This is a genomic window from Raineyella sp. LH-20, from assembly GCF_033110965.1.
In the GTDB taxonomy this organism is placed as follows: Bacteria; Actinomycetota; Actinomycetes; order Propionibacteriales; family Propionibacteriaceae; genus Raineyella.
In genome coordinates, this window is sequence record NZ_CP137003.1 from 3594325 (window position 1) to 3616856 (window position 22532).

Sequence of the window (22532 nt, forward strand, 5' to 3'; positions counted from 1 at the left end):
CGGACGATCCCGACAAGCCGCGGATCCCGACAAGCCTCGCGGTGAACCGGCCGGACGGCGGATCCGGCCGGTTCACCGCTGGCGCGCGGGCGAGGGCAGACGCCGAGCTCAGGCACAATGGTCAGTGCTCCGGCCGGAGTGGTGGAACTGGCAGACACGCAGGATTTAGGTTCCTGTGCCGCAAGGCGTGAGGGTTCGAGTCCCTTCTCCGGCACTCGCCGGCCGTCTACTCGGCGTGAAACACCGACCATTCTCAGGCTCCCCGACCACTCTCAGGCTCGCCGACGCTCCGCGGCAACACCGACCGAATACGGGGGAATACGGTCGGGGGAACCGACCAACGTCGGGCTCCGCGAGAATCGTCGGCCTCCGCGAGAATCGTCGACCTCCGCGAGAATCGTCGACCTCCGAAGAGCCATCGACCTCCGGGGAACCATCAACCTCCGGTTAATCACCGGCCCCCCAAGAACCATCGGCCCCGCAAGAACCATCGGCCCCACGAAAACCATCGGCCCCACGAAAACCATCAGCCCCACGAAAACCATCAGCCCCACGAAAACCATCAGCCCCACGAAAACCATCGGGGACCTCGAACGGCGCCGAGGCGGCTCCGGGCGCCTGACCCGATGACCCGACCGACGCGGGCGTACGGCCTCCCGCCGACCATCGGCTCCCCCGCGAGGCCGCAGGTCGTCCGGGCCACCCGGCGGGGGCGCCCCTGCGCGCCGACCCTGGCCAACTTCGCGGTCCAGCCGGAGCTGGGCGCGGCCGGGTCAGCCCTGCGCGCCGACCCTGGCCTCCTCCTCGGCGGACGTCTCGCCCTTGTCACCCGTCAGGGCACCGTACGTGAGACCGGCGATCGCCGCGCCGACCAGCGGGGCGACGATGAACAGCCACACCTGGGACAGCGGGCCGGCACCCCCGAACCAGGCCACGCCCAGCGAGCGGGCGGGGTTGACCGACGTGTTGGTGACCGGGATCGAGATCAGGTGGATCAGCGTCAGCGTCAGGCCGATCGCCAGCGGGGCGAATCCTTTGGGAGCCTTCGCGGACGTGACGCCGAGGATCACCCACAAGAACACCGCGGTCAGCACGACCTCGGTGACAGCAGCCGCGGCCAAACCGTACCCGTTCGGCGACAGCGCACCGTAGCCGTTGGTGGCGAAGCCCGACTGGACCGCGTCGAATCCGTCCCGGCCCGAGGCGATGACGAAGAGGACGCCGCCGGCCACGGTGGCACCCACCAGCTGGGCCAGCCAGTACGGCACGACCGCGGCCCACTCGACCCGCCGGGCGAGAGCGCAGCCGAGGGTGACGGCCGGGTTGAAGTGACCGCCGGAGATGTGCCCCAGGGCGTACGCCCCGGTGAGCACCGTGAGGCCGAACGCCAGGGCGACGCCGACGAAGCCGATGCCCATGTTGACGCCTTCCGGCGCGAGCACCTTGGCAGCGAGCACGGCCGACCCGCAGCCACCGAGGACCAGCCAGAACGTGCCCAGGAATTCCGCCCACAGGCGCTTGCTCATCGTTGGGTTGTGCATGGTGATTCTCCCTTCTGCCGCGCCGGGAAGGCGGGCTTGGCCTCACCCTAGGGAGCGGAAGGTTCGCGATCCGGGCTCGTCAGCGCCACGGCCGACGAGAATCGGCGTTGTCACAGCGAATCAGCAGCCGTCGAAGATGTCGCACAGCATCACGCCAGGGACGGGCGGCGGCCAGACCACGGTGGCCCATTCGTGGGCGACGATCGGTCGCAACTGACCGATGTCGGCGGGCGATCCGGCCAACACGTGGAGCTGGCTGTGGTGTTGCTCGATCCCGGCCATCACCCGGTCGACCACCGTCCGACAGTCGACCGTCAGGCCGATCTCGTCGTCGGGCACGCCGCGCCAGTGGTAGAGACTCGTCGGGTCGAACGGCGGCAGGTCCAGGGCACGCCGGCGCTGCTGCCAGCGGTCGAACTCGCTCTGCGGCAGGACATGGTGCAGGAGACGTCGAAGACCCGGGCAGCCGTCGGCCCGGAGACGGGCGAAGGCGGCGTCGACAGCGGCCCCGACCGCGATGTGGTCCGGATGACCGGTGACGCCGTCCGGTCCGAAGGTCGCGACCACCTCGGGCGTCTCGGACGCGAGGACAGCGGCGACCCGGTCGACGAGGTCGGCGTGAGGGATCTCGGCCAGTCGGCCGTCCGGAAGGCCGAGCCATTCGAGACGATCCGGCGGACGACCGACGGCGCGCCACGCGGCGACGCACTCGTGCCGCCGGATCACGCCCAGTGACTCCCGGGTCGCCGGGAAATCGTCCCGGATGTGGCCCGCTTCGCCGTCGGTGGCCTGGACGAGGACGAAACGGAAGCCGTCTTCTCGGGCGTGTTTCGCCACGGTGCCCGCCCAGGTCAGGGCGTCATCATCGGGATGGGCCACCACGACCGCGAACGTGCCGGTCATGGCACCAGGATGCCACCGCCACCCCGAAAAGTGACCTACCTCACACCGGGATGGGTCTCGGCGGCTCCGGACGTCACCGCCTCGGGGCAGGCCGACTCGGCGCGAGTCGCCTCGGCACGGATCGACTCGGCACGTGTCACCTCAGCAGGGATCGCCGCACCGCGAGTCGCAACAGCCCGTGTCGCCCCAGCGCGAGTCGCAACAGCGCGAGTCGCCCCAGCCTGTGTCGCCCGAGCACGTGTCGCCCCAGCAGGTGTCGCCCCAACACGTGTCGACGCAGCGCCTGGCGTCGGCGCAGGACGGTCTGTCGACCGAAGGCCCTTGGCCGGCAACTGGGAGACGATGATCCCGGCGAGCATCAGCGCCGCCCCGAGGTAACCGGTCGGTGCCATCCGCTCGCCCAGGAAGAGCGCGCCGCCGAGCGCACCGAACACCGTCTCCAGGCTCATGATCAGCGCCGCGTGCGACGGCAGCGCGTCGCGTTGCCCGACCACCTGCAGGGTGTAGGCGACACCCACCGAGACCAGTCCTGCGTACGCGATCGGCCCGATCACCGTGGGCAGCCCGGCGAACGGGGCGTCCTCGACGAGCATCGCGGCCACGGCGGCGTACAGGCTGTTGGCGACGAACTGCGCGACCGACAGCCGCAACGGATCCAGCCGCCGGGAGAACCGACTCACCGCGAGGATGTGTCCGGTCCAGAAGACCGTGCTGATCAGGCACAGCAGGTCGCCGGTGTTGATGGCACCCGGTCCACCGATCATCGTCAGCAGGTAGAGACCGACCACCGCGAGGCCCGCGCCAGCCCAGATGCTGCCGCGGATCCGGTGTCCGAGCACCAGGCCGGCCAACGGCACGGTCACCACGTACAGCCCGGTGACGAACGCCGCGCTACCGGCCGTGGTGTACTGCAGCGCGATCTGCTGCAGGGACGAGCCGACGAAGAGCAGCACCCCGATCAACAGACCCGGTCGTACGACGGCTCTCCAGCGACGTCGCCGCTCGGCCCGCGTGAGAGCGTGGTGATGATCGAGCCAGGCGATCACCGGCAACAACGACAGGGCGCCGAGCAGGAACCGTGAGGAGTTGAAGGTGAAAGCGCCGACCTGGGCACCCGCCACCTGCGCCACGAACGCGAATCCCCAGATGGCCGCGGCCAGCAGCAGAAGAAGATTGGCTCGGGTACGACGGGAACCGGCGAGGACGCTCACCGACCGATCCTTTCACGTCTCACACAGCGGGCAGGCCGCCGCCACCGAAGCGGGGCGGTGTCTCGGCCGGCCGCCGACACCCGAGCGGATCACGCCCGCCGGTCGCGTCGTACGACCAGTCCGAACTCGCCGAGCAGATCGGGCAGCAGCAGGGGCTGAGGCCCGGGCGTCCGGCCAGGAGACTCCCCTGGGCGGCCGACTCCCGAAGCTCACCCGCGGACGGTCACCTCGACCACCGGATAGCCGGTGGCACCATCGGGCAGGACGTCCGCCACGTCGGCGGTCTGCACCTGACCGGCCGCGTCGTACGCTCGGGCCCTCAGGGTGTGCCGGCCGGGCGCGGCCTGCCAGGTCAGGTGCCACTGGCGCCAGTAATCCAGCCCGACATCCGGGCCGAGCATGGCGGGCTGCCAGGGACCGTCGTCGACCTGCACCTCGATCCGCCCGATCCCCCGATGGGTGGCCCAGGCGACGCCGGCGATCGGCACCGGCCCGGCGGGGACGGTGCCGGTCGGGGTGTCGATCCGGGCGGCGGTCTTCACCGGAGCCTGCGGAGCCCAGCCGCGGGCCGTCCAGTAGGCGGTGTCTGCGGCGAACGTCGTCACCCTGAGGTCGGAGAGCCACTTGGTCGCCCCGACGTAGCCGTAGAGGCCGGGGGTGAGCAGCCGGGCGGGTGCGCCGTGGGTGGCGGTGAGGGGGCGGCCGTCCATGCCGAGGGCGATCATCGCGTCCCGGCCGTCCAGCAGCACCGCCAGCGGCGTCGACGCGGTGAAGCCGTCGACCGACCGGCTCAGCACCATGTCGGCGCCGGGCTCCGGGTCGGCGCGCCGGAGCAGGTCGGCGACCAGGACGCCGGTCCACCGGGTACTGCCGCAGTAGGGGCCACCGACCGGATTGGAGACGCAGGTCAGGGTGATGTCCCGCTCGACCAGTGGCATCGCGAGCAGGTCCGCCAAAGTGAGGGTGTACGGGTGAGCGACCCGGCCGCCGATGGTCAGTCGCCAGGTCGCCGGGTCGGGCCGCGGGATCGACAGCGCGGTGTCCACCCGGTAGAAATCGCCGACGGCGGTCACCAGCGGGGTCACCCCGGGCACGGTGGTCTCCAGACCGGCCGGCACGGCCGGCGGCGGCGAAGCCACCGGCGGCAGCGTCGCCGCCGGGAGCGGCCCGCCGGCGCCGCGCCCCGCGGCGAGCCGGGACCCTGCCCAGCCCAGCGCCCCGGCGGCCGCCACCACGCCGGCCGATTCGAGGAACAAGGTGCGGCGGTCGATGGTCAGCGGGCGCGGCGTGCTGCGCTCCGGGCCCGTTGCGGCGACGCGGACCGCCGGTGTTGACCGCCGCGGACCGTACGCCCACCGCAGTTGCACCACGAGGGCCACTCCGCCGACCAGCGCGGTCACCAGGCCGGGGATCGCGAAGGAAGGCTGGGCGCCGGGCCGGGTCACTGCGGCGAGGATCAGCACCGCCCCCAGCGCGCCGACCAGGGCGAGCGCCGGTCCGAGGGAGCGCCGCCCGAGCACCCCCGCCGCCCCCGTCAGGGCCGCGGCGACCAGCGCGATCACCACGGTGAGCATCACCTTGTCGGCCGAACCGAACGTACGGATCGCGAATTCCCGCGCCGCCGTCGGGGTGAGATCGATGACCGCGCCACCGAGGGCGACCAGCGGGGAGGCCGCGGGGGACGTCAGCGCCGCGACCAGATGGCCCGCGGCGATGCCGAGTCCGGCGGAGGTCACGCCGACGAGCGCGGCGACCCGATCCATGCCCACAGGATACTTTCGTGTGATTTGCGCCACAATAAGAAGCGTACGGTGGTGCGTCTGAGGGGGATGAGATGCCCGAGGCAGATCTGGTCATGCAGGGCGGCGGTGTCAAGGGCATCGCCCTGATCGGCGCCGTGGAAGTGCTGGAGGAACGCGGCTACACCTTCCATCGGGTGGCCGGCACCTCGGCCGGGGCGATCGCCGCCTCGCTGGTCGCGGCGGGCATCCCGGCGACGACCATGGTGGACATCCTCAAGGCCGCCGACTACCTCCGGTTCCAGGACGGCCAGTGGTGGGACAACACCCTCCTCGGCAAGGTCATCGACCTCGTCACCCGCAACGGGATCTACCGCGGGGACTACCTGCGCCGGTGGCTCACCGACCAGCTCACCACCTACGGCAGGTACGGCCGGACCGGCACCTTCGCCGACCTCGCCTACCAGGACCCGGATCCGGAGCACCATCCGCTGCCCCCCGAACGGCAGTTCCGGCTGATCGTCGCCACCTCCGACATCAGCGCCGGTCGGCTGCGCTATCTCCCGTGGGACTATCCCGACTTCGGCCGGGTGCCGTCCGGGGAGTCGATCGCCGACGCCGTACGGACCTCGATGTCGATCCCGTTCTTCTACCGCCCGGTGCGGTGGACGGCCCCGGGCGGGCGCCGGACCTGGTTCGTGGATGGTGGGATGCTGTCGAACTTCCCGGTCGACGTGTTCGACGCACCGCCGGGGGTCGCCCCGCGGTGGCCGACGATCGGGATCATGCTCGGTTCCCGGCCCGACGCCGCCCAGGGCGACGTCAACCCGGTCAAGGGGACACTCAGCTTCGGCCTGGCGCTGCTGCGAACGATGATGGGGTTCTACGACCGGATGCACATCGACGCGGACGGCATCATCGACCGGACGATCTTCATCGACACCGGCAAGGTCCGGACCACCCAGTTCGACCTGTCCGAGGCGGACCGGGACATGCTCTACCGGAACGGCCGGGCGGCGGCCGAGCAGTTCCTCGACGGCACGTCCGATCATCCGGGCTGGGACTTCGCGGCGTACGTCGCGAAGCACCGCAGCTGACCGAGGGGCACCGCAGCTGACCGAGGGGCACCGCAGCTGACCGAGGGGCACCGCAGCTGACCGAGGGGCACCGCAGCTGACCGAGGCCGGCACCGGACCCGGCGGACCCTGCCGGGCGCGGGCGGCTTCGGCCAGACCCGCGTACGGCTCCGGCCAGACCGTGTCAGGGGTTCCGGCTAGACCGTGTCAGGATCGTCAATCACCCCGAGTTCGGCGAAAGCCGCCAACGACTGGGCGGCCGACTCGGGGTCGAGCAGGTCGATGGCGAAGCCGTTCTGCACCAGCACGAAATCGCCCACCTGTGCCTCCGGGACGTACGCCAGGCAACAGGTGATCTCCCGGTCGGCGACCCGGACGTCGGCCATCGGCAGCACGCCCGGCGTGATCCGGATGATCCTGGACGGTACGGACACGCACACGTTACTGCCCTCCTGAGGGGTCGGATACTTGACCGGCCGGGGCGGAAGGCCGGTCGGGGCCGGTGGGGACCGCCGAGGGGTCGCCCGACCGCGGGGACACCGCCGAGGGTGCGCCCGGTGCTCCGGACGCCCTCTCTTCGACGACCAGTCCCATCGCGCCGGCCGGGGCGGACGAGCACGGCAGGCAGGGGTCGGCCTCGCGGATGGCGTCCTCCAGGTCGACCAGCCGTCGCGCCGCCATCGGGGGGCCGTACGGCCCGGCCGGGTCGCCGTGTCCCTGCTCGCCGGGCCCCGTGTCCCCGCGGTCCGCGGCGTGTCCCGGCACGTCGTCGGGTCCCGGCGCGTCGCGGTCCGCGGCGACCGCCCGGCGCAGCAGCAACGCCAGCCAGTACTCGTTCTGCGCCGTGGGGGTCAGCACGGTCGCGGCGCCGACCCGACCGTCGTCGACCGTCCGGTAGCGGTGCACCAGCAGGCCGCGAGGACCGTCCACCCAGCCGATGCCGACGCCCGCGCCGGCGCCGCTGTGGGCCGCAGGCTCGACCAGGATCCGGCCGTCGAGCAGTTCGGGGCGGTCCAGGATCGCGGCGATGACCTCCACCGAATGCACCGTGATGACCGTACGGGCGCCGGCCGCGTGTCCGCCGCGACGCGACCACTCGTCCTGCAGCGCCGCCGCCCGCGGAGTGGTCAGGCGGCCGATGCGCAGCTGGGCGACCGGACCGACGCGATACTGGCCGTGTTCGGGCCCCACGGCGATCAGGTAGGGACGCGGCGCAGAGTCCCCGGGCATCGACTCGGCGACCAGCCCGTCCCACTCCCCCACCGGGGCGGCGTCGATGATCACCCGGCCGTCGGCGGCGACCGCACGCAGCCGGCTGCCGAGCAGGTCGGGCCGGCCGTCCTCGTCGGCCAGTGCGACGTCGGCACCGGGGAAGTCGTCGACCGGGCCGGCGAGAGGCAGCGTACGGTCCGCGATCCTGGTCGCCGCCGCCAGCGCGTCGGGCACCAAGGCGCGGCAGCGGTCGCGCGCCTCGGCGTCGATCGGTGTGGCCACGCCACCCGGCACCGCGGTGGCCGGGAAGTGACCGGGCGACCCGACGGCGGTCATCACCTGCTTGGCGAGGCGGCGCAGGGTCATCGCGTCGTCCCGGTTCGTCGTGACCGCCCGGACGGCATGGGTGGAGATCGCCGAGGCATGGTGCAGCAGCTGGCGGGAGAGAACGGCGGCCACGGGCAGCTCCACCCCGCCGGCCAGCGACTCGAGCGCCCTGATCCCGGCCAGGTGGTGGGCCGCCGGGCAGACCCCGCACAGCCGTTCGACCAAGGACGGCACCTCGGCCGCCAGGTGACCGGTGAGCAGCGGGTCGACGCGCGGCAGCCCGGCGAGGTCGAACCTCGCCTCCCGCACCGTCCCGTCGGGGGCGCGGTCCACCACGACCTTCGCCCCGAAGGGATCGACGATCTCGTCGAGCACCCAGCGCTGGGTCATCGCCGATGTTCCTTCCTGATCGGTGCAACGATGGGGCGGTGCACGAACTGGGACTTCTCCGCTCCGTCACCGATGCGGTGACCGTCGCCGCCGAGCGTGCCGGGGCGACCGGCGTACAGGCCGTGGGGCTGCGGGTGGGCACACTGAGCGGCGCGATCCCGGAGGCACTGTACGGCGCCTGGCCGATCGCCGTGGCCGACACCCTCATGGAGGGCGCCCGGCTCGAGGTGGAGGTGGTGCCCGCGACCGTGTGGTGCCCCAGCTGCGCCGGCGACCAGCCGATCGACGAGTACTTCGCGTTGACCTGCCCGGTCTGCGGCACGCCGACCGGCACGCTCTCCCACGGCCGCGAGTTCGAGGTGACCTGGGCGGATCTCGACACCGGCGAGGAGAGTGCCGGCCGGTAGAGCCGCGGCGCGACCCTCCGCGGCTCGGCGACGGACCGGTGGGCGGATCATCCGGTCAGGCACCGGGGCAGGCCCTGGACGGGGTCGACAGCCACTGGTCCAGGATCCCGGCCGCCAGCCCGGCGGCCTCCGGAACCGCCTCCGCCACTGCGGCACTGAGGCCCAGCCGCAGGTCGACCAGCTCCGGGACGATGCCGATCACCTCGACCATCGCCGGCTCCGTCCCGAGCATCCGCGCTGCTGCGAAGACATCGAGCAGGCCCACCTGGTGGGGCGACAGCTTGGTGGACAGCATCCGCGGCACCTGGTCACCGGTGAGGTGCACCACCGTGCCCGGGACGGGCCCTGCCACGGCGTCGAGCACCAGCAGCAGGTCGGATTCCTGCACCACAGGCAGCAGTTCCATCCCACCGGTGCCACCATCGATGAAGTCGACCTGACCGTCGGTGTCGTCCTGGAGTCGGCCGCCGAGCCATTCCTCGCGCGACACACCGAGACGTCGACCGTCGACCCGCCCGTACGGGTCGTCCGGGTCGTCCGATCGGCCGCCGCCACGTACGTCATCTTCGCGGACATCACCGCCACGTACGTCATCTTCGCGGACGTCACCGCCACGTACGTCACCTTCGCGGGCCTGTCGTACGGCGTCGAGGAGGGCGAGGCCCACCCCGTCGTCGCCCATGATCGGATTGCCGACACCGAGCACCGTGATCCGTGCCCCGAGGGGGGACGCGGCCGCGACCGGGGCCGCGGGGGTGACCTCAGCCCCCGCGTCCCCGGTCCGGTGCCGACTGCTCCCGGTCACTCGATCTCCGGCGCGTCGACCGGCTTGGCACCGCGGCGCAGCCACACGCCGCCGTTGATCATCGCGGAAACGCCACCGTGGCGTTCCAGCGAGTCAGCGCGGACAGCCAGGTAGACGTGGATGATCACGAACACCCACAGCAGGAACATCACGGCCGTGTGGAACAGCCGCACCCCGGGGATGCCGAACCAGTGCACCGGCATCGACGCCAGCCGCCACAGCGGGTTGCTCTGGTGGTAGAGCCCGAAGAGCGTCAGACCGGTCGCCATCTGCACCGCGCAGGCGATATAGACCGCCGTGTAGGTGAGCTGCTGCAGCGGGTTGTGGCCCAGGTAGAGCGGCGACTCCTCCTTGATCAGTGCGTAGTGCTGGACGACGCGCCCCAGGTTGTGGACGTCTTCCTTGCGCTTGAGCGGCCAGAACGCCGACCAGCGCAGGTACGGATCACGGGAGGTGGAGGCCAGCACCACACGGGTCGCGCCGACCACCAGCCAGATGAACGCCGCGGTGAAGTGGATGAAGCGGATCCACCCCATCAGGAACCCGGTCGGCTCCCCGGCGTCCGCCGTCGGGCCGAAGAACGGGTCCATGATCAGGTAGCCGGTGCAGCTCAGGATGAACACCATCGCGACGTTGATCCAGTGCTGCATCCGCAAGGTGCCGGTCCACAGGTTCACCCGCACCCAGCTGCCGGGCTGGGCGGCCATGTCGCCACTGCCCGAGCCGTCCGCGTCGGGGCGTACGGTGACGAACCCTTCGAGACGGTACGCCCCGACGGTCCCGTCCGGCGCCACCGGCGCGATCGCCACGGCGAGGGCCCGGCAGCCACGCCGTCGTGCCATCGCCGCATTGCGCCGCGCCACGGACTTGTCCTCGAAGCCGTTGCCGACCTGCTCCAACACGTCGGGGAGCCGGCCACGCATCACCATCAGGTCGGCGGTGCGATCGGCGCTGATCGGGAACTCCCGCACCCGGGTGAGGCTGAACCGCCGGTCGGTGCGCGCCGGATCGACGTCGGCCGGGTCCGGCACGGGCAGTGTGATGCCGGGGTGTTCCGAGCGCATCGACCGGCGGAGTGCCCGTTCCACCGGGTCGGTGCTGCCGGCCGGGGACAATGCGGCCAGGGCCTGTACCCGGGCCTCACTGAGATGGCCCAGGCTGAACGCCGACCCCACCCAGATCCGCGGGGCGCCCGCAGCCGGCGCCGAGGAGGACTCGGTGATGCTCATGACGCCACCACGGCCAGGTCGGATCCGTCGGGATCCAGCACGTGCACGGCGCAGGACATGCACGGGTCGAAGGAGTGGATGGTGCGCAGCGGCTCCAACGGCTGGGCGGGATCGACCAGCGGGTGCTTGCCGTTGCCTGCCAGCGACTCCTCGTACGGTCCCTGCTTGCCGTCGGCGTCGCGCCCGCCGCCGAGCCAGGTGGTCGGCACCACGGCCTGGTAGCGCGCCACCTTGCCCTTCTCGATGGTCACCCAGTGGCTGAGGAACCCGCGCGGCACCTCGACCAAGGAGAAGCCCGAGGACTGGCCCGGCCAGGACGAGGGTTCCCAACGGGAGGCGTCGAAGACGTCGATGTCGCCGCCGACGATGTTCTTCACGAACGTCGGGAAGGTGTTCTGCGACAGGATGTCGGCGATCAGCGCGCACTCCAGGGCACGGGCGAGGGTACGTCCGGCGGTCGAGTTGAGTTGTGCGACACGGATCCCCAGCTTCTTGCAGGCGTCGTCGACAAGCTTCTTCGTGGCCGGGTGACCCTGCGCGTACCCCAGGATCACGCGTGCCACCGGCCCGACCTGGACCACCCGGCCGTCGTAGCGCGGGGCCTTGCTCCAGGTGTACTCCTTGCCGTCGGCCAGCCACTCGTACGGCGGCTTGGGGCCGGTGTAGTGCGGTGAGGTCTCGCCCTTGTCCGGGGTGAGACCGATGTCGCCCTCCTCGTACGTGTACCAGGCCGAACTCACCCACTCGGCGATCTTCGTCGGGTCGAACGGGTGGACGGTGCCGAGATCGCCGTCATAGATCGCGCCCGGCTTGACCTCGTTGTACGGCGAGGTGAGACGCGAGGAGGCGGGGTCACCGGCGTACGTGGCTCCGGCCATGCCCACGGCGAGGTAGTTGGGCTGGGCGGCACCGATGTCGAAGTAGTCCTTGTAGACGCCCATGATGGCCATCGCGTCGGGGACGTAACAGGCCGACACAAACTCGCTGGACTCGGCGATCCACTGCTTGATCTGGTCCAGCTGCACCTCGTTGATCGACTCCGAGTGGCTCGGATCGATCGTGCAGGCCATGCCGCCGACGAGGAAGTTCGGGTGCGGGTTCTTGCCGCCGAAGACGGTGGCGATGCGGATCATCGACCGCTGGAACTCCAGGGCGTCCAGGTAGTGCGCCACCGCCATCAGGTTGGCTTCCGGTGGCAGCCGGTAATCGGGGTGGTCCCAGTAGCCGCCGGTGAAGATGCTCAGCTGACCGGAGGCGAGGATGCCCTTGACCGTGTCACGCACCTCGGTCATCCGGGCGAGGGTGTTGCCCTTCCAGGTGGACCCGATCGCCTTGGCGAAGTCGACCGCCTTCTGCGGATCGGCGGTCGCGGCGGAGGGGACGTTGACCCAGTCGAGGGCGTGCAGGTGGTAGAAGTGGATGACGTGGTCCTGGATGTTCTGCGAGGCCATCACCATGTCACGGATCAGCCGCGCCTGCTCCGGAGGGTTCGACCCGATCGCATTCTCCACGGCGACGATCGAGGCGACGGCGTGCACCGAGGTGCACACCCCGCAGATGCGCTGGGCGAAAGCCCAAGCATCCCGCGGGTCACGGCCGGCGATGATGGTTTCGATGCCCCGGAACTGGGTGGTCTCGCTCCACGCCTTCTCGATCTTCTTGCTGCCGGTCTCCAACTCGATCCGCAGGTGCCCCTCGATCCGAGTGAGGGGATCGATCACGACTCGCTGTGCCATCGCTACTCCGCCTTTCCTTCCCCGTCACCCGAGGTCATCGCGTCCGGTGGTGCCACCGGTGGTGTGCTGTCCGTGCCGGACGTCGGGGCTGCGCCCGGCAGCGTCCCGGTCGATGTGGTCGCCGCGGGGGCGGAGTCACCGTCGGTCGCGTCCGGCGACTGGGGCTTCCACTCCCGCTCACTGTCGCCGAAGGCCTGCAACGGTCCGGCCGCCGCGGCCGATCCGCGCGAACCGGCCTGGCGTACGGCGGTGAGGCCGGCATGCAGACCGACTCCGGCGACTGTCGCGCCGACCAGACCCCAGCCGACCTTCTCGGCGGTCGACTCGATGCCGAGACCGGTGACGTCGGGCAGCGTGCGGTAGAACGGGGTGAAGCGGTCGAAGAAGTGCTTCTCGGTGCATCCGATGCACGGGTGTCCGGCACCGATCGGCCAGCTGGTGTGCAGGTTCCACTGGAAGATCGGGCACGGGCTGAACGTGCTCGGACCCTTGCAGCCCACCTCGTAGAGGCACCATCCGGAACGCGCCCCGGTGTCGTCGAACGTACGGACGTACTGGCCGGCGTCGAAGTGGGGACGGCGCGGGCAGGAGTCGTGGATCCGCTGGTCGTACGCGAACAGCGGCCGGCCCTCGGCGTCGGTCTGCGGCAGGGCACCGTTGTGGCCGAGGACGTACGCCACGGTCGCGGTGATCACCTCACCGATCGGGGGGCAGCCGGAGACGTTGATGACCGGCTTGTCCTTGATGATCTGGTCGACGCCGACGGCGCCGGTCGGGTTCGGGTTGGACGCCTGGACCGATCCCCACACGGCGCAGGCGCCGACCGCCAGGATCGCAACGGCGTTTTCGGCCGACTCGCGCAGCACCTGCTCGGCGGACTTGCCGCCGATGACGCAGTAGGCGCCGTTCTCCTTCACCGGCACCGACCCGTTGACCACCAGCAGGTGCTCCTGCGCGTTCAGGTCGTCGAGTGCCTTGTTGGCCGCGTCACCCGCTGCGGCCATCACCAGCTCGTTGTAGTTGACCGACAGCAGGCTGAGCACGATCTCCTCGACCGTGGTGCCACCGGAGCGCAGGGTGCTCTCCATGCAGCCGGTGCACTCCTGGAGCTGGAGCCACACCACGTTCGGCTTGGTCACCGCCCCCAGCTTGTCGGCGATCTCCTCCGCGCTGGCCGGAGGCGCGCCTGCGGCCGCCGTCCCCCCCATTGCGAAGACGGCCGCCAGGCTTCCGCAGAAGGCCAGGAAATCCCGGCGCTTCACGCCCGCGCGCGCGAGATTCGCGGCGAGCGTCGGTTCCTGCCAGCCCTCAGGTTGGTATGTCATGCCACTGCCCTCTCCTCCCGCGCCCCCCGGCGCTCGCTCGGCAGCAGGCTGCGTCACGCGGCTGAACGCGGCGAGTCTGCACTGATCTCCGTCAGGCTAGACCTCTACGGCACGTGTAGTGGTCCGCTCAGCGCACGATGTTCCCACCAACGGAACGACGGCATCCGGCGGTCACCCAGGCCACCCAGGCGTCGACCCCTGCGCCGGTCCGTGCCGAAGTCTCGATGACCGTCGCGGTGGGGTTCACCGCCCGCAGATTGCGCAGGAAGAGGTCCTTGTCGAAGTCGAGGTAGGGGGCCAGATCCATTTTGTTGAGCACCACCACCTCGACCGAACGGAACATCACCGGATACTTGAGGGGCTTGTCCTCGCCCTCTGTGATGGAGAACACCATCGCCTTGTGGTGCTCGCCGACGTCGAACTCCGCCGGGCAGACCAGGTTGCCGACGTTCTCGATGATCACCAGGTCGAGGGAGTCCAGGTCGAGACCCTGCAACGCGGTCGCCACCATCGGGGCGTCCAGGTGGCACTCGCCGCCGAACCCGTCGCCGGTGTTGAGCAGCGAGATGCAGGCACCGAACCCGTCGAGCCGTTCCGCGTCCAGCGGCGTCTCGATGTCGCCCTCGATGACGCCGACCCGGACGACGTCCTGCAGGGCGGCGAGCGTACGGGCCAGCAGCGTGGTCTTGCCCGCGCCCGGCGAGCTCATCAGGTTCACCGCCCGGACACCGGCGGCGTCGAGGGCCGTACGGTTCGCGGCGGCCAACCGGTCGTTCTCGGCGTAGATGTCCTCGAGGATCTCGATCCGTTCCCGACCGGTGCCGTAGCCGGAGTGGTCACCGATCAGCTGGTCCAGGTCGTCCGATCCGGTGTGCGGCCGGCCGTCGTCCGGGTGGCCGTGGGCGTCGACCCCGTGATGCTGGTGGTCATGATGCTCGTGGTCATGATGCTCGTGGTCGTGGGCCCCCTCGGACCCGTGGGAGTGGCCGTGACCGTCATGCTCGTGGTCGTGGACCGTCCCGTCGTCATGCCGATGGAAGCGCCCCATCGCGATCTCCTTTCCCCAGGTGAGCCTCGCTCCGGTCGGCGCGGTCGCCGGTCGGGATCGAGGTCCGTACGTCGACAGCGGTGAGCACGAACTGCTCCCCGCTGGTCAGTGAGGTGTCGGTCGACCCGCAGACCCGGCAGTCGAAGCCGAGCTCGGGGCCGAGCCGTGTGCTGGTGCCGCAGGCCCGGCAGGCGAGCACGGCCGGCAGCTGGCGCAGGTCCAGCCGGGCCCCCGCCAGCAGGGTGTCCTTGACCACGAAGGTCCAGGCGAATCGCATCGCCTCGGGCACCACCTGGCGCAACTCGCCGACGTCGACGTGGACGACCTCGACCTCACGGTCGCCGGTCGCCCGGGTGACGGCCGCCGCCAACTGCCGGCACAGGGACACCTCATGCATGCCGACCAGTCTCGCACCCGCCACGGACGGCGTCCGGCCGTGCTCTCGTGGCAGCGGTCCCGGCGGTCCCGCCGACCACGGCCACCGCAGTAGGGTGACTGCGCGCCGTCGAGGAGGGTGAGATGTCCACGGTCCGTCGGGAGTACCTGCTGCGCGGGGTGGTGCAGGGCGTGGGGTTCCGGCCGCACGTGGCCGTGGTGGCGGCCCGCCACCGGATCACCGGGCTGTGCGGCAACGACGACCTCCAGGTGTTCATCGAGGCACAGGCCGCGCCCGACGCCCTGGACGCGTTCCTCGCCGATCTGCTCGCCACCCTGCCGCCGCTGGCGCGCGTGATCGATCTCACCCGGCGCGATCTCACCCCGCAGCACGGCGAGGAGGGGTTCCGGATCGTCGCGAGTCGGCACCTGCCGGGCGTACGTACGCTGATCCCGCCGGACGTCGCCACCTGTCCGGACTGTCTGGCCGAGATGGCCGACCCGACGGACCGGCGCCACCGCTACGCGTTCACCACCTGCACGAACTGCGGTCCGCGGCTGACGATCATCGAGGACCTGCCGTACGACCGGGCGGCCACCACGATGCGCCGGTTCCCGATGTGCCCGGACTGCGCCGCGGAGTACACCGATCCCACCGACCGTCGCTTCCACGCCCAGCCGATCAGCTGCTACGCCTGCGGGCCGCGGCTGTGGCTGGCCAGGCCTGGGGACGACGCCGCCGAGCGTCCGGTGGCCGCGCCGGCGACCCCGGCCGAACAGGACGCGGTGATCGCCGAGGCCCGCCGGCGGCTGCTGGCCGGAGAAATCGTCGCCGTCAAGGGGCTGGGCGGCTTCCACCTGATGTGCGACGCCCGCGATGCCGAGGCGGTGGATCGGCTGCGGAGCCGCAAGCGCCGGGCCGGCAAGCCGTTCGCAGTGATGGTGCGCGACGCGGGCGCCGCCGCCGGGCTGGCCGTGCTCAGCGCACCGCAGCAGGCGCAGCTGGGCTCACCGGCCCGGCCGATCCTGATCGCCCCCAAGACGGCCGGCTACGACCTGGCCGATGCGGTGGCGCCGGACTCCGACGACGTCGGGCTGATGCTGCCGTACGCCCCGCTGCACACCCTGCTGCTCGACCCCGCCGACGGTGCCGGGGAGCTGGCCCTGGTCGCGACGTCGGGGAACCTGTCGGAGGAGCCGCTGTGCCACACCAACGCCGATGCCCTCGACCGGCTGTCTGCGATCGCCGACAGCTTCTTGCTGCACGATCGTGACATCGCGGTGCCGGTGGAGGACTCGGTGCTGCTGGCGCTGCCCGAGGCCGACGCAGTGCCGCTGCGGCGGTCCCGCGGCTATGCCCCACTGCCTCTGGCGCTGCCCCGGCGCGCGGAACGACCTGCGGACGGCGCGGCCACCGACGCCGAGCCGGTCGTGTTGGCAGTCGGCGGCGAGCTGAAGAACACCTTCGCGCTGGTCACCGGCGACCTGGCGTTCGCCTCCGCCCATGTCGGCGACATGGGTTCGCTCGCCTCGCAGCGCGCGTTCGAGGCGTCCGTACGGCAGCTGACGACCATGCAGCGCCGTGAGCCCGAGGTGGTGGTCTGCGACCTGCATCCGGGCTATGCCACGACCGGTTGGGCGGAGCGCTACGTCGAGGCCCGTCCCGGGGTGGACCTGTTGCGCGTCCAGCACCACCACGCGCATGCCCTCGCTCTGCTCGCCGAGCACGGCATCGCCGATGGGCCGGTCGTCGTGGCCGCGCTCGACGGCACCGGCTACGGGGACGACGCCGGGCACCCAGGCCCCAGCGACCCGCCCTCTGCCGGTCCCGCGGTGTGGGGCGGTGAGATCCTCGTGCTGGGTTCCCACGAGGATCCGTCGCCGTGGTCGTGGCGGAGGGCCTGGCACGTGCCCTACTTCCCACTCGTCGGCGGTGACCGGGCCGTACGCCAGCCCTGGCGGATCGCCCAGGGGCTGGCCGCCGCCTGGCATCTCGATATCGGCGACACCGCCGCGGCGACGGTGCCCGCGGCAGCAGAACGCCGGCTGGTCGCGTCACAACTGGACTCCGGCCGCGGGACCGTGCCGACCAGTTCGACCGGGCGGCTGTTCGACGCGGCCGCGGCGATGCTGGGGCTCTGCCTGGAGGTGACGTACGAGGCACAGGCCGCGATGGTGCTGGAACGCGCGGCGGCACGCTGGGCGGCCGATCGCCTCCGCCCGTCGTCCGGACCAGAGCCGGACGAGCACGGATCGTACGGACCAGAGCCGGACCAACACAGATCGTACGGACCAGAGCCGGACCAACACAGATCGTACGGACCGGAGCACGAGCCGTACGGAGCCCCGGCGCACGGATCCGAGGCGTACCGCGTTCCGTCGCCCGCACCGTTCAACGGCACCGACGACTCCGGTGGTCTGCGGGCGGTCTTCGTCGACCTGCTGGATCGCCGCGGGGCCACCGTCGAGGAGCGGGCCTGGCGTTTCCATCGGGGTCTGGCCGAGGTGGTCGCCGACCGGCTCGTGGCGACGGCCGCGGCGGCCGGCACCGCGACCGTGGGCCTGACTGGCGGAGTCGCCGTGAACCGCCTCTTCAGCGCCAGCCTGGTCGCGTTGCTCCGGGCACGCGGACTGCGGGTGCTCACCCACCGGGTGGTCCCGCCGAACGACGGCGGACTCTGCCTGGGACAGGCCTGGGCCGGACGGCTGGCCTGGGGTCGCCATGCCGGATCCGGGGGGTGTTGACCGTTCGTGCCGTCTCAGTCTGCCTCTGCAGCCTGACCGCCTGACGAACCCCGACGATTCTCACCAACCGCGACGTTCCGCGGGAACGCCGACCGTATTCGGTCGGGGATCCTGACGTGGGTCGGCGTTCTTGAGAATCATCGGGGTTGGTGAGGATCGTCGGGGATCAAGCCGCCGTCGGGGATCAAGCCGCCGTCGGCATCAAGCCGCCGTCAACGGCATCGGACCGCAGCCCAGCGGCGCTGACCCAGGTGCAGGACGAAGTGTGTCGCCGGCCAGACCGTACAGCTCGTATGCATTCCCGCGTGGGCGACCGGTGGGGAATACACGCGACGGGTACGGTCTGGCGGGCGGGGACAATCCCAGCGGAACTACGCTCCGACAGGGAGACGACCCAAGCGAAACGTACGCTCCGGCGAGCGGAGACGACCCCAGCGGAACGCACGCTCCGACAGGCGGAGACGACCCCAGCGAAACGTACGCTCCCGCAGGCGGGCCGGTCACCGTCCCAACCCCTGGGTCGCCCGTCCGGCGCGATGACCACCGGACCGGGACCCGGACCGGCGTCAGCAGATCCGCGGCAGCGGGTCGCCGACCAGCATGTCGACCATCCGGGTGCCGCCGAAGCCGGTGACCAGCACCACGGCCGATGCCGGTTCGGCCACGATCCGGCCGATCAGCGCCGCTTCCTCGCCGCCCGGCAGGCCACGGACGGCGGCCAGCGCTGCGTCCGCCTCGTCGGCCGGCACGACGGCGACGAAGGTGCCCTCGTTGGCGACGTAGAGCGGATCGAGCCCGAGCAGGTCACAGGCTGCGCGGGTCATCTCGCGGACCGGCACGGCCTCGTCCTCGACGACCACCCCGAGCTCGGCGGCCCGGGCGAGTTCGTTGAGCACGGTGGCCAGTCCGCCACGGGTCGCATCGCGCATCCATCGGGTGTGCGGTGCGGCCTCGAGCAGCGCCGCGACCAGGCCGTTGATCGCCCGGGTGTCGGACTGGATCGGGGCGTCGATGGCGAGGTCGCCGCGGGCCAGCATCACCGCCATGCCGTGGTCGGCGATCGGGCCCGAGACCAGCAGCCGGTCACCGCGCTGCACCTGAGCGGCACCGAGCGCCCGCCCGTCGGGGACCAGTCCGACCCCGGCGGTGGTGATGTAGAGCCGGTCCGCCGCGCCCCGCGGCACCACTTTGGTGTCGCCGGTGACGATCCGTACGCCAGCCGCCGCGGCGGCCGCGTGCATGTCAGCGACGATCCGGCGCAGGGTGGCGATCTCCAGGCCCTCCTCCAGCACGAACGCCGCCGAGACGACCGCCGGCTGCGCACCGCTCACGGCGAGGTCGTTGACCGTGCCGTTGACTGCGAGCTCGCCGATACTCCCACCGGGGAACTCGATCGGGTTGACCACGTACGAGTCGGTAGACATGGCCAGCGCGGACCCTCCGCCGACCTGCCCCAACGCGGCCAGCTCCACGACACCGGCATCCCCCAGCTCGGCCAGCACGTCGTTGCCGTACCCGTCGAGGAAGATCGCGTCGACCAGCGCGGCGGACGCCTTCCCGCCTGCTCCGTGGGCCAGCGTCACGTACTCCTCGGTGAACCGCGGCCGTCTGGCCCGGACCTTGCTGATCCGCTCGTTGACGTCGCGTTCGTCGTCGTTGAGGCGATTCTTGGGATCCATCGATGTACTCCGCTCTTCGCGACGGGTGATGACCACGGTGGCAACGGGGTCGCGTCCTGGAGGATGATAGTCCCGCGCCGGCGCCTGGCCGGGCGGAAAGGGGACGGGCGGATGTGCCTGGGAGTGCCGGCGGAGGTCATCGCGATCCCCGACAAGGGCGAGCCGAGGGCCCGGGTGGCCATCAGCGGAGTGGAACGTACGGTCGCCACCGACCTGCTCCTGGACGAGGACCTCACACCCGGTGACTGGGTGCTGGTCCACGTCGGCTTCGCGCTGAGCAAGATCGACGCCGAGGAGGCCGCGATCACCCTGGAGCAGATCAAACGTCTGGGCGGCTCGACCTTCGACGATGAGCTGGCCAACTTCCGCAAGTCGGCGATCTGATGAAGTACGTCGACGAGTTCCGCGATCCCGAGGCCGCCCGCGCGCTGCTGCACCGCATCGAGGACCTGGCCGGCCGACTCGACCGGCCGCTGCGGGTGATGGAGATCTGCGGCAGCCACACCCACACCATCTACCGGCACGGGCTTGAGCACCTGCTGCCACAGCAGATCGAGTTCATCCACGGCCCCGGCTGCCCGGTGTGCGTCATCCCGATGGGCCGGGTGGACGACGCGATCTGGCTGGCACGTCAGCCCGGCGTGATTCTGACCACCTTCGGCGACATGATGCGGGTGCCCGGCTCGAAGGAGTCGCTGCTGCAGGTGCGGGCCACCGGCGCCGACGTACGCTTCGTCTACTCCCCGCTCGACGCCCTGCCGATCGCCCGCGAGAACCCGGACAAGCAGGTGGTCTTCTTCGCCATCGGCTTCGAGACGACCGTGCCGTCGACCGCCGTCACCCTGGAGCGGGCGCGGACCGAAGGCCTGGACAACTTCTCGGTGTTCAGCAACCACGTGACCACTGAGCAGCCGCTGCGCGCCATCGTCGATGGGGGCGAGACCGAGATCGACGCCTTCATCGGCCCCGGCCACGTGGGCACGGTGGTCGGCACCAAGGCGTTCGAGTTCCTGGCCGAGGAGTTCAACCGACCGGTGATCGTCACCGGCTTCGAACCGCTCGACGTGCTGCAGGCGGTCGCCATGCTGCTGGAGCAGTTCGTCTCCGGAGAGGTCGCCGCGGGCCGGGCGACGGTGCAGAACCAGTACGCCCGGGTCGTCCGCCCCGAGGGCAACACCGTCGCCCAGAAGCTGATGGAGCGGGTGTTCCGCACCCGCGACACCTTCGAGTGGCGCGGCTTGGGCTGGATCGACGACTCCGGTCTGGCGATCGCCCCCGAGTACGCCGCCTGGGACGCCGAGGTGAAGTTCACGGTGCCGGGCGTACGGGTCGCCGATCCGCCGGCCTGCGAGTGCGGGTCCGTGCTGACCGGCCGGATCAAGCCGTGGCAGTGCCGGGTCTTCGGCACGGCCTGCACCCCCGCGACGCCGATCGGCACCTGCATGGTGTCCCCCGAGGGCGCGTGCGCGGCCTACTACAACTTCGGTCGGCTGGACCGCGAGACGGCGAACGCGGTCACCATCCTCGACTGACGGTCGCACGACGCTCGCGCGCCGCCTGACGGGCGGGTGGTCGGGCGGTCGGCGGCCGGGCGGCATCTGCGCCGTTGATGCGGCTGAGACGTCTCCGATGCCCGGCGACCTGAGCATCGTGAGAACACGGAAGGGGCGGAGCACCCGGTGCCCTCGCGACGCCCGGGCCTCCGGCCCCTTCAGCCCCCCACTCAGATGGCCACACGGATCGGGACCTCCAGCAACGAGGCCTGGTCCGACAGCGGTGCGTCGGGCAGGCCTCGCCGAAGACGGCTTCTTCAGGCCGCGCCCGCCACACACAGCTATATATGAGCCAGGTCACATCATATGACTCAGGTCACATCTCGGCCATAGGGACTCCTGCTCGTCCCACAGCATCCGATGCCGTGATGGCGGCGCGATTCCGACAGTCCTCACCACCGCCGATGGTCCTCACCAACGCCGACGATTCTCAGGATCACCGATGGACGCCAGGATCCCCGACCGAATACGGTCGGCCTACCTGCGGAGCATCGCGGTTGGTGAGAATCGTCGGGGTTCCTCGGGATCCCTTGGGGTGCCCCACCCACTGCCACCGCCACAACGACCGCGATGGCGGTGGCGGGGTCGCCACACATCGCCCGGAGTCGGATCAGGCACCGATGGCCCGGAGCCGCGGACACGGACACCCGCGAGCCGGGACGCCGCCGCAAAGGGGCCGCCGCCAACGAGCTCCCGCAAGGGGGCCGCACAGACGGGCCGCCCAGCAGACCCCGCCGCAACCGCCGATCAGCGACGTACGTACGTGACGAAGTCGAAGCCGTCGTGGGTCTCCCGCGCGGTCTCGGCCCACTCCGCGGGATCGACCGCCGGGAAGGTCGTGTCGCCCTGCGGAGCGCGGTGCACCTCGGTGAGCTCCAACCGACCCATCCGGTGCCAGGCGAGGCGATAGATCTCACCGCCGCCGAAGACCCACACGATCCGCCCCGGCGCGGCCTCGGCGGCCAGGGCCAGGGCGGCGTCGAGATCATGGGCGACCAGCACGCCGTCGGCGCACCAGTCCGGATCACGGGTGAGCACGACGGTCGTCCGGCCCGGCAGCGGACGGCCAAGTGAGTCATACGTCCGGCGGCCCATCAGCAGGACGTGGCCCATGGTGAGTCGCTTGAGCCGCGGCAGGTCGCCCTCCAGCCGCCACGGGATCCCGCCGTCGGCCCCGATCACGCCGTTGTCGGCCACGGCGGCGATGGCCACCAGCTCGGGCTCGTGCACC

General features: G+C 71.1%; 19 protein-coding genes and 1 tRNA gene. 6 read left to right on the forward strand and 14 right to left on the reverse strand.

Features of this window, described 5'->3' with window-relative positions:
• Window positions 1-132 precede the first annotated feature (132 nt).
• Window positions 133-214: transfer RNA gene (locus R0146_RS15980), tRNA-Leu, on the forward strand.
• 559 nt (window positions 215-773) lie between these two features.
• Here R0146_RS15980 and aqpZ read toward each other — a convergent pair.
• From aqpZ to R0146_RS16000, 4 genes are all read right to left on the reverse strand, one after another.
• The gene (gene aqpZ / locus R0146_RS15985) at window positions 774-1526 is read right to left on the reverse strand and encodes an aquaporin Z (RefSeq protein WP_317690789.1); all 753 of its coding nucleotides are present in this window, start codon (window positions 1524-1526) and stop codon (window positions 774-776) included.
• A 135-nt stretch (window positions 1527-1661) separates the two neighbouring features.
• Complete coding sequence (locus R0146_RS15990; RefSeq protein ID WP_317690790.1) at window positions 1662-2444, reverse strand: PIG-L deacetylase family protein; 783 nt, start codon at window positions 2442-2444, stop codon at window positions 1662-1664.
• 35 nt (window positions 2445-2479) lie between these two features.
• The gene (locus R0146_RS15995) at window positions 2480-3655 is read right to left on the reverse strand and encodes an EamA family transporter (protein ID WP_317690791.1); all 1176 of its coding nucleotides are present in this window, start codon (window positions 3653-3655) and stop codon (window positions 2480-2482) included.
• A 209-nt stretch (window positions 3656-3864) separates the two neighbouring features.
• Entirely contained in the window at window positions 3865-5418 is a 1554-nt protein-coding gene (locus R0146_RS16000) for a molybdopterin-dependent oxidoreductase (protein WP_317690792.1), read from the reverse strand.
• 71 nt (window positions 5419-5489) lie between these two features.
• Here R0146_RS16000 and R0146_RS16005 point away from each other — a divergent pair, with 71 nt between their 5' ends.
• Window positions 5490-6491 (forward strand): patatin-like phospholipase family protein, encoded by a 1002-nt coding sequence (locus tag R0146_RS16005; protein ID WP_317690793.1) that lies wholly within the window; start codon window positions 5490-5492, stop codon window positions 6489-6491.
• A gap of 176 nt (window positions 6492-6667) precedes the next feature.
• On the opposite strand, the gene R0146_RS16010 is transcribed toward R0146_RS16005, so the two are convergent.
• Both R0146_RS16010 and R0146_RS16015 read right to left on the reverse strand, forming a co-directional pair.
• A complete protein-coding gene (locus R0146_RS16010) occupies window positions 6668-6904 on the reverse strand; it encodes a HypC/HybG/HupF family hydrogenase formation chaperone (RefSeq protein WP_317690794.1) in 237 nt (78 codons plus the stop codon).
• Between the two features lie 7 nt (window positions 6905-6911).
• Window positions 6912-8399, reverse strand: coding sequence for a nickel-dependent hydrogenase large subunit (locus R0146_RS16015; RefSeq protein WP_317690795.1), 1488 nt, complete (start codon window positions 8397-8399; stop codon window positions 6912-6914).
• Between the two features lie 38 nt (window positions 8400-8437).
• Between R0146_RS16015 and R0146_RS16020 the strand changes: the two genes are divergently transcribed.
• Window positions 8438-8806 carry a hydrogenase maturation nickel metallochaperone HypA/HybF gene (locus tag R0146_RS16020; RefSeq protein WP_317690796.1) on the forward strand — a complete coding sequence of 123 codons (369 nt, stop codon included), beginning with the start codon at window positions 8438-8440 and terminating at the stop codon, window positions 8804-8806.
• A 55-nt stretch (window positions 8807-8861) separates the two neighbouring features.
• Here the strand turns inward: R0146_RS16020 and R0146_RS16025 are convergent, their stop codons facing one another.
• From R0146_RS16025 to R0146_RS16050, 6 genes are all read right to left on the reverse strand, one after another.
• Window positions 8862-9611, reverse strand: coding sequence for a hydrogenase maturation protease (locus R0146_RS16025; RefSeq protein WP_317690797.1), 750 nt, complete (start codon window positions 9609-9611; stop codon window positions 8862-8864).
• Window positions 9608-10840, reverse strand: a complete 1233-nt coding sequence (gene cybH, locus R0146_RS16030) for a Ni/Fe-hydrogenase, b-type cytochrome subunit (protein ID WP_317690798.1) — start codon at window positions 10838-10840, stop codon at window positions 9608-9610. Before cybH ends, R0146_RS16025 begins: the two co-directional genes overlap by 4 nt.
• Window positions 10837-12576, reverse strand: coding sequence for a nickel-dependent hydrogenase large subunit (locus R0146_RS16035; protein WP_317690799.1), 1740 nt, complete (start codon window positions 12574-12576; stop codon window positions 10837-10839). The genes cybH and R0146_RS16035 overlap by 4 nt, the downstream gene beginning before the upstream one ends.
• A gap of 2 nt (window positions 12577-12578) precedes the next feature.
• Window positions 12579-13901 carry a hydrogenase small subunit gene (locus tag R0146_RS16040; protein WP_317690800.1) on the reverse strand — a complete coding sequence of 441 codons (1323 nt, stop codon included), beginning with the start codon at window positions 13899-13901 and terminating at the stop codon, window positions 12579-12581.
• Between the two features lie 127 nt (window positions 13902-14028).
• Window positions 14029-14949, reverse strand: coding sequence for a hydrogenase nickel incorporation protein HypB (hypB, locus tag R0146_RS16045; RefSeq protein ID WP_317690801.1), 921 nt, complete (start codon window positions 14947-14949; stop codon window positions 14029-14031).
• Window positions 14927-15346: a hydrogenase maturation nickel metallochaperone HypA/HybF gene (locus tag R0146_RS16050; RefSeq protein ID WP_317690802.1), complete on the reverse strand. Its 420-nt coding sequence runs from the start codon at window positions 15344-15346 to the stop codon at window positions 14927-14929. The genes hypB and R0146_RS16050 overlap by 23 nt, the downstream gene beginning before the upstream one ends.
• A 122-nt stretch (window positions 15347-15468) precedes the next feature.
• Here R0146_RS16050 and hypF point away from each other — a divergent pair, with 122 nt between their 5' ends.
• Window positions 15469-18069, forward strand: a complete 2601-nt coding sequence (gene hypF / locus R0146_RS16055; protein ID WP_317690803.1) for a carbamoyltransferase HypF — start codon at window positions 15469-15471, stop codon at window positions 18067-18069.
• 566 nt (window positions 18070-18635) lie between these two features.
• On the opposite strand, the gene hypE is transcribed toward hypF, so the two are convergent.
• Complete coding sequence (gene hypE / locus R0146_RS16060; protein ID WP_317690804.1) at window positions 18636-19748, reverse strand: hydrogenase expression/formation protein HypE; 1113 nt, start codon at window positions 19746-19748, stop codon at window positions 18636-18638.
• A gap of 111 nt (window positions 19749-19859) precedes the next feature.
• Between hypE and R0146_RS16065 the strand changes: the two genes are divergently transcribed.
• Together R0146_RS16065 and hypD are read left to right on the forward strand one after the other, a co-directional pair.
• Window positions 19860-20132 carry a HypC/HybG/HupF family hydrogenase formation chaperone gene (locus tag R0146_RS16065; protein WP_317690805.1) on the forward strand — a complete coding sequence of 91 codons (273 nt, stop codon included), beginning with the start codon at window positions 19860-19862 and terminating at the stop codon, window positions 20130-20132.
• Window positions 20132-21280, forward strand: coding sequence for a hydrogenase formation protein HypD (hypD, locus tag R0146_RS16070; protein WP_317690806.1), 1149 nt, complete (start codon window positions 20132-20134; stop codon window positions 21278-21280). The genes R0146_RS16065 and hypD overlap by 1 nt, the downstream gene beginning before the upstream one ends.
• A 768-nt stretch (window positions 21281-22048) precedes the next feature.
• Here hypD and R0146_RS16075 read toward each other — a convergent pair.
• The gene (locus R0146_RS16075) at window positions 22049-22531 is read right to left on the reverse strand and encodes a dihydrofolate reductase (RefSeq protein ID WP_317690807.1); all 483 of its coding nucleotides are present in this window, start codon (window positions 22529-22531) and stop codon (window positions 22049-22051) included.
• Window position 22532 lies beyond the last annotated feature (1 nt).

What these genes read in the sequence shown, in the direction of transcription:
- R0146_RS16005 (WP_317690793.1), top strand. Translation starts at nt 5,490, where the DNA reads ATGCCCGAGGCAGATCTGGTCATGCAGGGCGGCGGTGTCAAGGGCATC.
- R0146_RS16040 (WP_317690800.1), bottom strand. Translation starts at nt 13,901, where the DNA reads ATGACATACCAACCTGAGGGCTGGCAGGAACCGACGCTCGCCGCGAAT.
- hypF (WP_317690803.1), top strand. Translation starts at nt 15,469, where the DNA reads ATGTCCACGGTCCGTCGGGAGTACCTGCTGCGCGGGGTGGTGCAGGGC.
- R0146_RS16000 (WP_317690792.1), bottom strand. Translation starts at nt 5,418, where the DNA reads ATGGATCGGGTCGCCGCGCTCGTCGGCGTGACCTCCGCCGGACTCGGC.
- aqpZ (WP_317690789.1), bottom strand. Translation starts at nt 1,526, where the DNA reads ATGAGCAAGCGCCTGTGGGCGGAATTCCTGGGCACGTTCTGGCTGGTC.
- R0146_RS16065 (WP_317690805.1), top strand. Translation starts at nt 19,860, where the DNA reads ATGTGCCTGGGAGTGCCGGCGGAGGTCATCGCGATCCCCGACAAGGGC.
- hypB (WP_317690801.1), bottom strand. Translation starts at nt 14,949, where the DNA reads ATGGGGCGCTTCCATCGGCATGACGACGGGACGGTCCACGACCACGAG.
- hypE (WP_317690804.1), bottom strand. Translation starts at nt 19,748, where the DNA reads ATGGATCCCAAGAATCGCCTCAACGACGACGAACGCGACGTCAACGAG.
- hypD (WP_317690806.1), top strand. Translation starts at nt 20,132, where the DNA reads ATGAAGTACGTCGACGAGTTCCGCGATCCCGAGGCCGCCCGCGCGCTG.
- R0146_RS15990 (WP_317690790.1), bottom strand. Translation starts at nt 2,444, where the DNA reads ATGACCGGCACGTTCGCGGTCGTGGTGGCCCATCCCGATGATGACGCC.
- R0146_RS16015 (WP_317690795.1), bottom strand. Translation starts at nt 8,399, where the DNA reads ATGACCCAGCGCTGGGTGCTCGACGAGATCGTCGATCCCTTCGGGGCG.
- R0146_RS16035 (WP_317690799.1), bottom strand. Translation starts at nt 12,576, where the DNA reads ATGGCACAGCGAGTCGTGATCGATCCCCTCACTCGGATCGAGGGGCAC.
- R0146_RS16050 (WP_317690802.1), bottom strand. Translation starts at nt 15,346, where the DNA reads ATGCATGAGGTGTCCCTGTGCCGGCAGTTGGCGGCGGCCGTCACCCGG.
- cybH (WP_317690798.1), bottom strand. Translation starts at nt 10,840, where the DNA reads ATGAGCATCACCGAGTCCTCCTCGGCGCCGGCTGCGGGCGCCCCGCGG.